The organism is Lysinibacillus sp. BSL11 (assembly GCF_052928325.1).
Genome location: NZ_JAVGCX010000003.1, coordinates 12537 through 25456 on the forward strand (window position 1 = coordinate 12537; position 12920 = coordinate 25456).

Sequence of the window (12920 nt, forward strand, 5' to 3'; positions counted from 1 at the left end):
ACTTGTTTTTCATGGATCTTTTGAAAAAATGTAACTAGATTCAAATACCAAAAGATTGTAATTACCATGGCTATATGCTAACTTTAGAAAGATCAAAGATAGTTTGTTTAGGGAAAGAAGCATTTTGCATCTCATATAATACGACACGTCAAAAATCTCAAGAGTGCTTTAGCTTGCGGATTTTTTTAAATGAATTATTTTTTATAGTAAAGGGGGAGTCTCAATCATCATTTGAGACTCCCCCTTTCTAAATTGTTTGCCCTATTTATTCTTGCTGGAAGCGTAATTTTAAACACGCTTTTTCAACATCATGAACCGTTTCCTTTAAAGGTATTTCACCTGTAAACGGTGCGATAGATACAGGTGCTTTTTCCGTTATGCCTTGTTGTGTTAAAACATAGTTCTTATTATTATACGTTAAATAGAACGTTTTAATCGATTTCTTGCCGAAAGAGCTAGTAGAAGAATCAAAAAAGCCCTTTAGTTGACTGCAATACTCATTGTAAAAGTCGCTTTTATAGCCAGAAAGTTCCTCGAACTTCTTACTATTAACAGCACCCGCCTCATCCGCTAATTCGAATATTTTGGCGGAAAATTCTGAAAAAAATTCTTTTACTTTTACACGAATTAATGCTTTTGAATTATAGCTATTTAAGTCATCCGAAAGTGTGACTTTACTCATTGAAATGGCCCCCTGCATAAAAAACATTTACTATTAAGCTGATATCATAAATGTATAAGAAAAATATACAAATTTCAACAGGATTCAACATAATTAGCTTAAATGATGTGTTATTAATAGTAAATATAGGTATTTTTATACGGGATCACAACGAAAAATTGACTATCCAACTTAATCATATACATGAAACAGCATAAGCTCATGTATCATTTTTTTAACAACCTCCTCGTCTGATGGAATGGCTCCTATCCACTCAATCGTACCGTCCTTTAAATACTCCGCTTGGTATCGTTCTCGTTGATAAAAAAATGAAATAGCCCACCCAGGTAGTTGCGTGTTTTCAAATAGTGGTTTAAAACTGAAATGTTGAATCATCATCAAACCTCACTTCTCATAGTATGTAGTCATATTATTCAAGTATAACGGTATTTTTGCAACTATTCACTTTTCATAGAAGTAAGTAGGATGAAATTGAAATTCTAAAGGGGTATTTCTTTCGTTGAAAATCATTGCTCTGCTATAATGAATGCAGAAGGCGACAAAATACGCCAATCTTGAATACAATTGAAATGAGAGGATACTAATGGATAATTTTATAGTGGCATTACTTTTTATGGCTATCATTGGGGCTGCAATTGGGGGCGTTACAAATCACTTAGCCATTAAAATGCTTTTTCGTCCATATAAAGCGATATATATTAAAAATTGGCGTGTACCGTTTACACCAGGCCTTATACCCAAACGCCGTGATGAATTAGCGAAACAGCTGGGCCTTACTGTAGTAAATTATTTACTAACGCCTGAAACATTTAGAAAAAAGTTTTTCTCTAAGGATATTCAAGACAAAGTAGAACACTTTGTGCAAACAAAAGTTGAAGAAACAATCTTTACAAACGACAAAACAATTCAGGATTGGCTAAACTTAGCTGGGTTTTCGCATTTACCTACTACCATTGAACAGAAGGTTGAAGCAATTGTTGAGGGACAATTTTCGTCGGTAAAGAATACACTATCAACAAAATCAATTCGTACGCTGCTATCAGACGATATCCAAAATACAATTGATGCTAAAATTCCAGTAGCAGTTCAGCATATTTTAGAAAAAGGCGAGGATTATTTTTTATCACCAGAAGGTGAAATGACGATTAAGGCAATGATTGATGACTTTTTATCATCAAAAGGGTCTCTAGGCGGCATGATCAATATGTTCTTAGGTGATTCCTCTTCATTAGTTGGGAAAGTTCAACGTGAACTTGTGAAGTTTTTACAAGCACCAGGAACAACAACATTACTAACAAAAATATTTTCACAGGAATGGGAAAAACTCAAAGATCGACCAGCTATGGACTTTTTGCAAGATGTTCAATTTGACCCCATTTTATCGAAATTACAAGTGTACGTGAAAGAACAATTAGCAATCTCTGAACGTTTAAATCAACCGATTTCTTATTATTGGCCAGAAGGAAATGACTGGGCGAAGTATACCGTGATTCCACAAGTTATAGAAAAGGCTTTTGTGAAGGCAGAGGAAAAACTTGAGGATGTACTAAAACGTTTAAACTTACAAGAGGTTGTGCGAGAGCAGGTTGACTCATTCCCAGTAGAGAAGTTAGAGGAGCTTGTATTAGGTATTTCAAAACGTGAGTTTAAAATGATTACTGTATTAGGTGCAGTGCTTGGTGGATTGATTGGGATTGTGCAAGGCTTGATTGTTTACTTTATTTAAAAGGAGATTGTATGAATGATTAATATTTATAATGACATTAATGCGCTAGAAGCAACTTTCCGTAAGATTCCAGAATTTGAAGCGTTAAAAGCTGCTGTTGAAGTTGTTAAAAATGATGAAGAGGCATTAAATGTCTTTAAAAACTTCCGTAAAATCCAAATCGAATTACAGAAAAAGCAATTAGCTGGTGAGGATATTTTGGAAGATGAGCTTGTCTATGCACAAAAAGCGGCACAGCTAGCACAGCAAAATGAAAAAATTTCAACGATGCTTGAGGCAGAAATGAAGGTAAGTAAAGTAATCGAAGAAGTAAATCGCATTTTAATAAAACCTATCCAAGGTTTATATGAAGGAATTCAATAAAAGGTGATAATCGCAATTTAAAAAGGAATAATTTTTCTAGGAATTGCACATATAACAAGTAAGAGGAAAACGTGTATCCGCTATTGGTCGGTACACGTTTTTGCTTTATGGACCAGTTAAAGAGTATTGGAGGTTATGAATATGCATGTCATCATTGAATGGACCTATAAAACACCAAAAGGAGCAACAACAGTTTTACGTTCAGCTGAAATGCCTGCAGCTCAAGCACTTTTACTTGCAGAGGATATGGAAAGAACGGGAAGGGTAAAATCCCTACATTATATTGATCGGCAAGATACAAATTGGTCACTTAAAGAGCTAAAAGCATATTTAAAGGAAATTGATACAGAGCCTCATAATATTACGGTCTATTTTGATGGAGGTTTTGATCGTGGGACAAGACAAGCAGGACTAGGCTGCGTTATTTATTATGAACAAAATGGTAAACCTTTACGATTGAGAAGAAATGCCTTTTCATCTGAATTGAAATCAAATAACGAGGCAGAGTATGCAGCGCTTTATTTAGCCTTAGTAGAGCTTGAACTTTTAAATGTCCACCATTTGCCTGTGCGTATTATAGGAGATTCACAAGTGGTCATCAATCAGCTGAATGGGGAATGGCCAGCATTGGAAAAAGAACTTGCAAGCTGGGCAGATAAAATTGATGCTAAGCTTGAGCAACTTCACATTCAAGCTGAATACCAGCTTGTTTCACGTAAGGATAATTCGGAAGCGGACCGCCTTGCTACTCAAGCTTTAAATGGCATCGATATTACTGGTTTGAGTGAGATTGTTAAAGACTAGGAATAAGAGGTGGCAGTATCTACTGCCACCTCTTTCTCATAAAATCCTCTGTTTGCACTGAAACTTTTCCCATTTTAAAACTACTACTACTATGAATCCAAACAATAAGGAGAGATTTTATGAACATGAAAAAAATAGCACCTGCAGCTATGTCTGCATTATTATTTGGAAGTGCCCTTGTACCGGTAGCTTCAGCAAATGAGCAGCAATCTACAGAAGCAGAGGTACCACAAATACAAATTGATCCCGTACACATTTTTAATGATACTCGTGGTACTGTGGAAGGTGCTCGTGTTGGGGAAAATATTACATATTACACAGTAAAAGAAGGCGAGCAAACAAATGTATTAGAAATTACTAAAGATACGCTCGTGTTCGACAATACTGGGAAGAAAGTGGAGCTTCAAAAGGGAGATAGAGTATTAGCTTATACATTTGCTAACAAACCGCAAAAATATATTTATCCACCACAATTCGATCCAGAGGTTGTCATCGTTGAAACAGAAGAGGTTGGTTTTGTAGAAGTGGATTATTTCTTGGAAGATTTAACTAATACGTATGATATTTTAAAATTAAATATTGCGAAAGAAACAGTGCTACTCAATGAAAAAGGTGTAAAGGTAGACGCTAAAGATTTAGCAGAGAAGCATCTAGTTGTTTTCTATACAGCCTCTACTAAAAGTATTCCAGCTCAAACAACACCATCTAAAGTAATTGTACTGGACGATGATTCCTCCACTACTAAGAATCCAATACTTGAAGAAATTGATAATATTATTGCATCCGATTCTTACGAAGTAGCTGGTACAAAAATGGTGCCATTACGTGTGATCGCTGAAAAGCTTGGCTTCAAAGTGGATTCTACAGGCAAGGGGGCAATCCTTTCAAAAGGGAATATGTCTTACACAATTACTCGCGGTGAAAAGACATTTGGCTATAATAAGGCATTACGTACACTAACAGTCGCACCGACCTTAAAAGAAACAAAGACATATGTACCTGTTGAATTTGTGGATGAATATTTAAAATGATTAAGAAAATAGTATGCCAACAATGCTTGGCATACTATTTTTATTTGTGGTTACTCAGCCATTGCTAGAGTGTAATGGTTCTTTGAGGAAATAAAGGCTGGATATTTTTTCGCAAATTGTTGGAGACATTGTTTAAAGGGTTTTGTACTCATAAAGTTTTTAGCTAATACCATTTCATCTGAATACAATAAAAATTGCTGAAAATGGTGTTGAATAAATACCCTTGTCTTTTCATAATGCTTGTTAATTGAAATAGCGCCATAGATTTCTTGTTGGTCAATAATAAAAATAAAATCACAAAGTACTTTATGTGTGCCGTATTTAAGTTTTACCGTGACATATAATGTTTTTTCATCACAGCGCTCTAAATCAAAATGGTGGAATGCTACTTCTACTTGAGGAATAAAGCTCGAAACAGGTTTATAATTGTCATTTTTTAAAATAAACATTCTCGACACCACCTTTTCTGAAAATTATAATGACAAAAAAATAGTTTGTCTATATTTAAACTGAATATTCTGTTATTTTATAGATTCTAATTGTTATTTTGCTTATAGTCATAGAAATTTGTTAAACTTAAATTTGCAATATATAAAAGAAGAGAGCGAAACGAAATGAAAATTATTCATATAGATCAAAAATATCCTGAAGATTGGATTCGCGTATTAAATCATATTGCGAATTTATTTTTTGAGGATTCCAAGCTGAAAGTTGAACCAATGGGAGCAGACATGTCTGCTTCATTTGACTATCAGACTGGAGATGATTTTTCCGTTTCTACAAAAGCAAATTTGATTGTAGATGGTAAGCAATACACGAATGAGTATCGTATTCAATATGAATCCCCAGCAACACATCGTGAGCTAAATATTCGTATAAAACGTGCATTGTCACATGTATTTTTAGATGTTCTTGAACAGCATACTGGGGTGCATCAACAATGGGGGATTTTAACGGGTGTACGCCCGACAAAGCTGTATCATAAATTTAGAAAAGAAGGTAAGAGTGAGCAAGAAATTGCTGATCTATTAATTCGAGATTTCCGCTTATCAAAGGAGAAAGTTGGACTATTAAAGGAAATTGTGGACCGACAACTAGTGACCATTCCTGATCTTGATGCGATTGGACAAGAAATCAGTGTTTATATTGGTATTCCATTCTGCCCTACCAAATGTGCATATTGCACTTTCCCAGCCTATGCGATTGGTAGCAATCGTAAGCAGGGACGTGTTACGACTTTTTTAGATGGCTTGCATATTGAATTGCGTGAAATGGGCAAATGGCTGAAGGACAATAATATGAAAATCACCTCCATTTATTGGGGTGGTGGTACACCGACTTCAATTGAGGCCGATGAAATGGATGCCCTATATCAAACGATGTATGAATCATTTCCTAACCCTGAAACAATTCGAGAGGTGACAGTTGAAGCAGGAAGACCTGATACCATCACACCAGAAAAATTAGAAGTACTAAAAAAATGGGGTATTGATCGTATTAGTGTAAATCCACAATCTTATACTGATGAAACATTAAAAGCAATTGGTCGTCATCACACAGTCCAGGAAACCATTGATAAGTTTTGGCTTGCAAGAGAATCAGGTATGAACAATATCAATATGGATCTTATCATTGGGCTACCCAATGAAGGGATTGAGGAATTCCAACATTCATTAGAGGAATCGGCAAAGATGCAGCCAGAGTCTTTAACTGTTCATACGCTATCCTTTAAACGTGCGTCAGAGATGACACGTAATAAGGATAAATACAAAGTAGCCGACCGTGATACGGTAGCTGAAATGATGGAAATGGCACAAATTTGGACAAAAGAAAATGATTATGTTCCATACTATTTATATCGTCAGAAAAATATTTTAGGTAATTTAGAAAATGTCGGCTATAGTAAAGCGGGAGAAGAAAGTATTTATAATATCGTGATTATGGAAGAAGTGCAGACAATCTTAGGAATTGGCTGTGGGGCATCCTCAAAATTTGTTCATCCCGAAACAGGGAGAATTACACAATTCCATAATCCGAAAGATCCTGCTGCCTATATCATGACCTTTGAAGAGGCTATTGGGAAGAAAATTGAATTTTTAAATGAATTATATAAGGCTTAATGATAAAGGCAATCTGCTATGTTCAGATTGCCTTCATTGTTTGTAGTGTTCGCAATGTACAGGCCATTTTTAGCAGAACAGCATCCTCAAAGTATTGCGGATCATAGCCTGTTAATTCCCTTATTTTATTTAAACGATAAGTAAGTGTATGTCGATGAATATTCAATTGCTGAGCACAATGCTTTAGCTGTAAATTACAGTCAAAAAACGATTGTAATGTTTCCAATTGTTTAGTGTCTAAATTTTTTAGTATACGACAGTGAAATGCTTGTACCTCCTCTGATTCACGAGGTTTAAAAAGGGAAAATAACTCGACATCTTCAAAAAAAGTCAATTCATTATGGATGGCAGCAAATTTTAGAGCTGTTCTGGCACCTTGGTAGCTATAGGGAAGCTGTGATAAATGCTGTACCACAGGCCCTACACCAATTTGAAGGGAGGGAAGTTTCTGCTTCTGCTTACGCAGTGCTTTTATAATAGGACGGCAATTTTTCTCCCCATAATTTGTTAGTAGGATATAGTATTCCTGTAATTGGCTATGACCAGCAAGAATAGGCTGTTTGTAAAATAGATCCTCAAAAAAGAAGGGTATTGTATTTTCTGCGTAGGATGCTTCATTTAAGCTCACTAAAATCACCTGAAAAGGGCCCAATAGAGCAAATGGTAATTTCTGAATCCGTTCATTTAAGGCACCGTCTAGCTTACTTCCATGAACGAGTGCTTCAAATATGTAATCGTTATTCTTTCGTTGCCATTCACTTTTAGATTCAACAATCGCTTGATGGGCCATAATCTCTGTTGTGAGTTGAACGAGATTAGCAATTTCAAGCATATCCTCTGAATCTCCTGTAATACCTATAATACCTACAACCTCATCTTGATACATAATCGGCATATTGATGCCTGGTTTTGTGTTTGGATAAAGTGCTATATTTTCCTCATTTATAATTAAAGTCTCTTTTGTCTGTGCTACATATAATGCTCCTTCATGAATATTTTCCACCCTCATTTTATCTCCGGAAGCTAAAATGACTCCACTTGGACTGATAACATTAATATTGTAACGCAAGCGCAACATCGTTTGATGGACGATGTCTTCTGCTAACTTTTTTGTCAACATGTTTATACACCTCGCATAAAAAACAGCCTGTTATATGACAGATAAATTGTACACCTATTATAATGTTTTCTGAATTTATTGTCATTATAATAATTGTAAGCGCTTAACTTAGGGATATGAAAATTTACGTAAATGTCAATGGAAGACATAAGTGGAGGTATAACATGAAAGTTATAATTAGTCCAGATTCCTACAAGGGTACTCTGTCAGCAGTCGAAGTAGCAAAGGCAATGCAAAAAGGAATCTTAGATGTGGATCATTCAATTGAAACAATTATACTACCAGTGGCAGATGGTGGTGAAGGTACACTACAATCACTTATTGCCTCTACAGATGGTCGATATTGCTCAGCAACTGTGCTTGATCCATTGGGAAGAGCTATCCAGGCTCAATATGGTGTACTGGGCGATCAAGTAACCTGTGTAATAGAGATGGCTCAAGCATCTGGTATTATGCTGTTACAAGAAAATGAGAAAAATCCTGAACTAGCTACATCTTATGGCACAGGACAATTAATTAAAGCCGCACTTGATCAAGGTTTTAGAAAATTTATTATTGGCATTGGTGGAAGTGCTACAAATGATGCGGGTACTGGTATGTTACAAGCATTAGGTGTGCGATTATTAACAGCGGAAGGGTTGGAACTTGAGGCTGGTGTTTCTAACCTTATGCAATTAGATGTCATAGATATGAGTCTACTAGATACTAGATTAGCAGAAGCAACATTTACGATTGCCTGTGATGTGGATAATCCGCTTATTGGTGAACGAGGAGCCACTGCCATCTTTGGTCCACAAAAGGGTGTTCAAAAACACCAGGTCGCTGAATTTGATCGTTGTTTAAAGCATTTTGCAGATATTGTTGAAGCTCAATTTACTATACGATTACATGATTATAAAGGTGCGGGAGCCGCTGGGGGAATGGGGGGCGCATTAATCGCTTTTTTAAAAGGAACCTTCCATGCAGGAATTGATCTTGTGCTGGACGCTGTACAGCTTCAGGCTCATTTAGCAGAAGCGCAGTTAGTGATAACGGGTGAAGGAAAATCGGATCTCCAAACATTACATGGTAAGGCACCATTAGGTGTAGCAAGGGCTGCAAAGCAAGCGAATGTAGAGGCGATGCTGCTGTCTGGAGGAATTGATATAAAGGCAAATGCAGCATTACAAGCGTATTTTACAGTTGTTGAGTCATTGGTAGATGAGGAGATTGGTGTGCAGCAGGCAATGCAAGAACCTGCTCACTTTATTCGGTTAAAAACAAGAAGAATAATAGAGCGTTACTTACAAAAGGGGGATGACTAGATGTTGTTCATTATTATATTAATAGGGGTATTATTTGTTGTCTTAGGGACGGCTAAGTTAAAGCTTCATCCGTTTTTAGCTTTACTAATCAGCGCTTTCTTCGTTGGAATTGCTTCAGGTATGCCATTATTGACAGTAGTGGAAAGCATTAATACTGGATTTGGAGGCTTAATGACAAGTATTGGTTTAGTTATTATTGCTGGTACTATTATAGGCTTAATATTAGAAAAATCAGGTGCTGCTTATCGAATGGCAGAAGTAGTGTTAAGAATTGTAGGACCTAAACGTCCGCAATTAGCGATGTCTTTAATTGGCTATATCGTATCCATACCAGTATTCTGTGATTCAGGCTTTATTATTTTATCTAGCTTGCGAAAATCATTGGCAAAGCGAGCGAATGTCACGATTGCATCTATGGCAGTAGCTTTAGCAACTGGGTTATTTGCGACGCATGTATTAGTACCACCAACTCCAGGGCCTATTGCAGCGGCAGGAAATATTGGCGCAGCAGATTATTTAGGAACAGTCATTGTCATTGGTTTACTCGTTGCAATACCAGCGACATTCGTAGGCTATCTATGGTCAGTAAAAGTGGCGACAAAAATTCGCGTTCCTGAAGATGAAGTAGAGGCATTAGATTATGAGGAAGTCATTAAATCCTTTGGTAAAATGCCCTCAACATTTAAAGCATTTTTACCAATCGTTCTGCCGATTGTGTTAATTGGTTTGGGTTCTATAGCAGCATTAGTTGGTGATACGGAATCGACTGTCAATACCATCTTTAAATTCTTAGGTTCTCCAACAGTGGCACTATTTTTAGGTGTAGCAGCAGCCTTTTTATTATTACCTGAAATCAATGAAACGACATTAACAGGTTGGATTGGCGAAAGTCTAAAAGAAGCAGCACCAATTTTACTTATAACAGGGGCAGGTGGTTCGTTCGGAACTGTTATAAAAAATGCTGGTGTTGGAGAAATGCTTCAGGAGATGGATTTAGGTATGTTTGCCTCAGGTACATTATTCCTTCTTGTGCCGTTTATAGTAGCAGCCGCGTTGAAAACAGCTCAAGGTTCTTCCACAACAGCTCTTGTGATTACCTCAACTTTAGTAGCCCCAATGCTTGTGACGTTGGGAATTGATGGAGCGGTACCATTAGCATTAGTGGTGATGGCAATAGGTGCAGGAGCAATGACAGTTAGCCATGTGAATGATAGCTTCTTTTGGGTGATTACGCAGTATAGTGGTATGGAAGTAACACAAGCCTATAAAGCCCAAACGGTGGCCACATTACTCCAAGGGCTTGTGACCATTATTATTACGATGATTTTATGGTGGATATTTGTTTAAAGTAAAAGGAGAGCAGCCCATGGCTAGCTCTCTTTTTGTATAATAGGAAAATAGAAAGGAAGTTAGTAGATGAAAAAAATAATGGTATTACTCCTTTGTATTTTTTTATTAGCTGGCTGTACCGAGGCAGTCAAGACAGAGAAAATTCCTGTAACAGCTGGTCATGAAATGCATGTTCATTTTATTGATGTAGGGCAGGGTGATTCTATACTGATTGAATCACCAAGTGGTAAAACGATGCTTATAGATGGGGGAGTGAAGGGCGCAGGGCAACAGATTGTCTCTTATTTAAATGAACTTGGGATAAATAAGCTTGATATTGTAGTAGCAACACACCCAGATGCTGATCATATTGGAGGACTTATTCCTGTATTAGATAACATGACGACTGAGCAATTTTATGATTCGGGAAAAGTACATACATCGCAAACCTTTGAGGAGATGCTGACACAAATCGATGAAAAAAATATTCCTTATCATGTGCCGAAAATCGGTGATGATATCGAATTTGATAAGGATGTAAATGTGAAAGTTTTAAATGCCAATGATCAGGCTACAGATAATAACGATGCCTCCATTGTCTTAAAAATGACTTATGGGAATGTCTCTTTTTTATTGACAGGAGATGCCGGAGTGGCATTAGAAAAGGAAATGTTGCAGTATGATGTGAAAGCAACAGTTTTAAAAGCAGGACATCATGGCTCTAACACAAGTAGCTCAGATGAGTTCGTTCAGGCTGTAAAACCAGAGGTCGCGATATTAAGTTATGGAGAGGATAATAAGTATGGACATCCACATGCAGAAGTAATGGATCGTTTGCAGGCTATTGGTAGTAAAATCTATGCCACCGCGGATTTAGGAACGATTACGGTGTCAACAGATGGGGTAAACTATACGGTGAACGGTAAGGAAACTTCTAGTGTAGGAACTGGTAATATACGATCTAAAGGTGAAGAACCGACAACAGCTATTGAAATCGTTAGCAAGGATCTAGTTACTGAAACTGTAGGAATTAAAAATAGTGGACAACACGCAGTATCTTTAAAAGATTGGCAGCTTATTTCAATTGAAGGGCATCAAGTTTATAATTTCCCTAATCTTTCTTTACAGCCAGGGAAAACGATTTATATTACTAGTGGAACCAATGCGCGGGAAGGGCAAAATTATTTGAAATGGACAACTAAACAAATTTGGTTAAATGATGGAGATGCTGCGCAATTACGCAATGAGAAAGGGGAACTTGTAAGTGAGCTTGAGTAAATACACATTGGATCGTATTGAAGATGGCTATGCGGTTTTTTTAAAGTTTCCAGCAGAAGAGGAACAACTCATTATTTCACAGTCAGCCATGAACAAGCCTGTGCAAGTAGGTGATCGTGTTCAGATAGAAGAAAAAGATGGTATTTACCATATAGAAATTTTACAAGAAGAAACACTACAAAAAAGAGCAGACCTTCATAGTTTAATGAATCGTTTACGAAATAAAAATAATTAATAGATGACAAGCTGTGATAAAGTGACACACAGCTTGTTTTTAGATAGAGGAATTGTACGTAATTAGTTATCCTAAATATTTTGAAAATATGCTAAAATAGTAGTACTATTCAGGAGCTAGGAGCGGACAAAAATGTCGATAAATACAATTATTTTTGATTTAGATGATACACTACTATGGGATAAAAAATCAGTCAAAACTGCATTTGAAAAAACATGTGACTATGCAGCAACAGTACATAATGTGAATCCTGCTGAGCTAGAGGAAGCTGTTCGCCGAGAGGCACGTGCTTTATATGAGAGTTATGAAACATATGATTATACGGTATTAATTGGTATCAATCCATTTGAAGGTCTATGGGGAACGTTTGACGACTCGACGGATTCCTTCCAAAAAATGAAAGAAATTGTGCCTAGCTATCGTGCAGCGGCTTGGACAAAAGGGTTAGCTGCTCTAGGTATTGAAGATACAGCGTTTGGAGAGGAACTGGGAGAGCGCTTTGTAGCCGAGCGTAAAGTAGCGCCATTTTTATACGAAGATACTTTTGCAGTGTTAGACGAATTAAAAGGAAAATATCAGCTTGTATTGCTTACAAATGGTGCACCAAGTTTGCAAAATTTAAAGCTAGAAATCACACCAGAAATTGCCCCATATTTTGATCATATTATTATTTCAGGTGACTTTGGTAAAGGTAAGCCGGACGCATCTATTTTTGAGTATGTGATGGAAAAAGCAGGTATTACAGCGGACGAGGCAATTATGGTTGGCGACAATCTTAATACTGATATTTTGGGTTCATCTCGTGTGGGAATGCGCAATGTATGGATTAATCGTGAAAGCAATATCGCCAACGGGGCTGTGACACCTACCTATGAGGTGGACTCTTTGACAGCGTTGTTGGAGCTTGTAAATAAGCTATAGTATAAAA

General features: G+C 36.8%; 14 protein-coding genes. 10 read left to right on the forward strand and 4 right to left on the reverse strand.

Going from position 1 to position 12920, the window contains the following annotated elements; genetic code table 11:
* Positions 1-265 precede the first annotated feature (265 nt).
* Positions 266-682 carry a hypothetical protein gene (locus tag RCJ95_RS04350; protein ID WP_221681127.1) on the reverse strand — a complete coding sequence of 139 codons (417 nt, stop codon included), beginning with the start codon at positions 680-682 and terminating at the stop codon, positions 266-268.
* Between the two features lie 171 nt (positions 683-853).
* The gene (locus RCJ95_RS04355) at positions 854-1057 is read right to left on the reverse strand and encodes a YheE family protein (RefSeq protein ID WP_004230813.1); all 204 of its coding nucleotides are present in this window, start codon (positions 1055-1057) and stop codon (positions 854-856) included.
* Positions 1058-1265: 208 nt separating this feature from the next.
* Between RCJ95_RS04355 and RCJ95_RS04360 the strand changes: the two genes are divergently transcribed.
* From RCJ95_RS04360 to RCJ95_RS04375, 4 genes are all read left to right on the forward strand, one after another.
* Complete coding sequence (locus RCJ95_RS04360; protein WP_221681131.1) at positions 1266-2408, forward strand: DUF445 domain-containing protein; 1143 nt, start codon at positions 1266-1268, stop codon at positions 2406-2408.
* A 15-nt stretch (positions 2409-2423) separates the two neighbouring features.
* Positions 2424-2771, forward strand: a complete 348-nt coding sequence (locus RCJ95_RS04365; RefSeq protein ID WP_004230811.1) for a YlbF family regulator — start codon at positions 2424-2426, stop codon at positions 2769-2771.
* 141 nt (positions 2772-2912) lie between these two features.
* Entirely contained in the window at positions 2913-3575 is a 663-nt protein-coding gene (locus tag RCJ95_RS04370; RefSeq protein ID WP_221681133.1) for a ribonuclease H family protein, read from the forward strand.
* Positions 3576-3694: 119 nt separating this feature from the next.
* A complete protein-coding gene (locus RCJ95_RS04375; protein ID WP_446721942.1) occupies positions 3695-4606 on the forward strand; it encodes a stalk domain-containing protein in 912 nt (303 codons plus the stop codon).
* 50 nt (positions 4607-4656) lie between these two features.
* On the opposite strand, the gene RCJ95_RS04380 is transcribed toward RCJ95_RS04375, so the two are convergent.
* A complete protein-coding gene (locus RCJ95_RS04380; RefSeq protein WP_221681135.1) occupies positions 4657-5055 on the reverse strand; it encodes a hypothetical protein in 399 nt (132 codons plus the stop codon).
* Positions 5056-5220: 165 nt separating this feature from the next.
* Between RCJ95_RS04380 and RCJ95_RS04385 the strand changes: the two genes are divergently transcribed.
* Positions 5221-6726 (forward strand): coproporphyrinogen III oxidase, encoded by a 1506-nt coding sequence (locus tag RCJ95_RS04385; RefSeq protein ID WP_446721943.1) that lies wholly within the window; start codon positions 5221-5223, stop codon positions 6724-6726.
* Positions 6727-6748: 22 nt separating this feature from the next.
* Here RCJ95_RS04385 and RCJ95_RS04390 read toward each other — a convergent pair whose 3' ends face one another.
* On the reverse strand, positions 6749-7846 hold the full coding sequence (locus RCJ95_RS04390; protein WP_446721944.1) for a CdaR family transcriptional regulator: 1098 nt from the start codon (positions 7844-7846) through the stop codon (positions 6749-6751).
* 164 nt (positions 7847-8010) lie between these two features.
* Here RCJ95_RS04390 and RCJ95_RS04395 point away from each other — a divergent pair, with 164 nt between their 5' ends.
* The 5 genes from RCJ95_RS04395 to RCJ95_RS04415 all read left to right on the forward strand — a co-directional run bounded on the left by RCJ95_RS04395 (position 8011) and on the right by RCJ95_RS04415 (position 12913).
* Positions 8011-9150, forward strand: coding sequence for a glycerate kinase (locus RCJ95_RS04395; protein WP_446721945.1), 1140 nt, complete (start codon positions 8011-8013; stop codon positions 9148-9150).
* Positions 9151-10497, forward strand: coding sequence for a GntP family permease (locus tag RCJ95_RS04400; RefSeq protein WP_312130275.1), 1347 nt, complete (start codon positions 9151-9153; stop codon positions 10495-10497).
* 69 nt (positions 10498-10566) lie between these two features.
* The gene (locus RCJ95_RS04405) at positions 10567-11757 is read left to right on the forward strand and encodes an MBL fold metallo-hydrolase (protein ID WP_274770191.1); all 1191 of its coding nucleotides are present in this window, start codon (positions 10567-10569) and stop codon (positions 11755-11757) included.
* Complete coding sequence (locus RCJ95_RS04410) at positions 11744-11992, forward strand: DUF3006 domain-containing protein (RefSeq protein ID WP_221681141.1); 249 nt, start codon at positions 11744-11746, stop codon at positions 11990-11992. The genes RCJ95_RS04405 and RCJ95_RS04410 overlap by 14 nt, the downstream gene beginning before the upstream one ends.
* Positions 11993-12124: 132 nt before the next feature.
* The gene (locus RCJ95_RS04415; protein ID WP_221681142.1) at positions 12125-12913 is read left to right on the forward strand and encodes an HAD family hydrolase; all 789 of its coding nucleotides are present in this window, start codon (positions 12125-12127) and stop codon (positions 12911-12913) included.
* Positions 12914-12920: the final 7 nt, after the last annotated feature.

Excerpts from the sequence above, each read along its gene's own strand:
- RCJ95_RS04350 (WP_221681127.1), bottom strand. The coding sequence starts at position 682 with ATGAGTAAAGTCACACTTTCGGATGACTTAAATAGCTATAATTCAAAA.
- RCJ95_RS04355 (WP_004230813.1), bottom strand. The coding sequence starts at position 1,057 with ATGATTCAACATTTCAGTTTTAAACCACTATTTGAAAACACGCAACTA.
- RCJ95_RS04360 (WP_221681131.1), top strand. The coding sequence starts at position 1,266 with ATGGATAATTTTATAGTGGCATTACTTTTTATGGCTATCATTGGGGCT.
- RCJ95_RS04365 (WP_004230811.1), top strand. The coding sequence starts at position 2,424 with ATGATTAATATTTATAATGACATTAATGCGCTAGAAGCAACTTTCCGT.
- RCJ95_RS04370 (WP_221681133.1), top strand. The coding sequence starts at position 2,913 with ATGCATGTCATCATTGAATGGACCTATAAAACACCAAAAGGAGCAACA.
- RCJ95_RS04375 (WP_446721942.1), top strand. The coding sequence starts at position 3,695 with ATGAACATGAAAAAAATAGCACCTGCAGCTATGTCTGCATTATTATTT.
- RCJ95_RS04380 (WP_221681135.1), bottom strand. The coding sequence starts at position 5,055 with ATGTTTATTTTAAAAAATGACAATTATAAACCTGTTTCGAGCTTTATT.
- RCJ95_RS04385 (WP_446721943.1), top strand. The coding sequence starts at position 5,221 with ATGAAAATTATTCATATAGATCAAAAATATCCTGAAGATTGGATTCGC.
- RCJ95_RS04390 (WP_446721944.1), bottom strand. The coding sequence starts at position 7,846 with ATGTTGACAAAAAAGTTAGCAGAAGACATCGTCCATCAAACGATGTTG.
- RCJ95_RS04395 (WP_446721945.1), top strand. The coding sequence starts at position 8,011 with ATGAAAGTTATAATTAGTCCAGATTCCTACAAGGGTACTCTGTCAGCA.
- RCJ95_RS04400 (WP_312130275.1), top strand. The coding sequence starts at position 9,151 with ATGTTGTTCATTATTATATTAATAGGGGTATTATTTGTTGTCTTAGGG.
- RCJ95_RS04405 (WP_274770191.1), top strand. The coding sequence starts at position 10,567 with ATGAAAAAAATAATGGTATTACTCCTTTGTATTTTTTTATTAGCTGGC.
- RCJ95_RS04415 (WP_221681142.1), top strand. The coding sequence starts at position 12,125 with ATGTCGATAAATACAATTATTTTTGATTTAGATGATACACTACTATGG.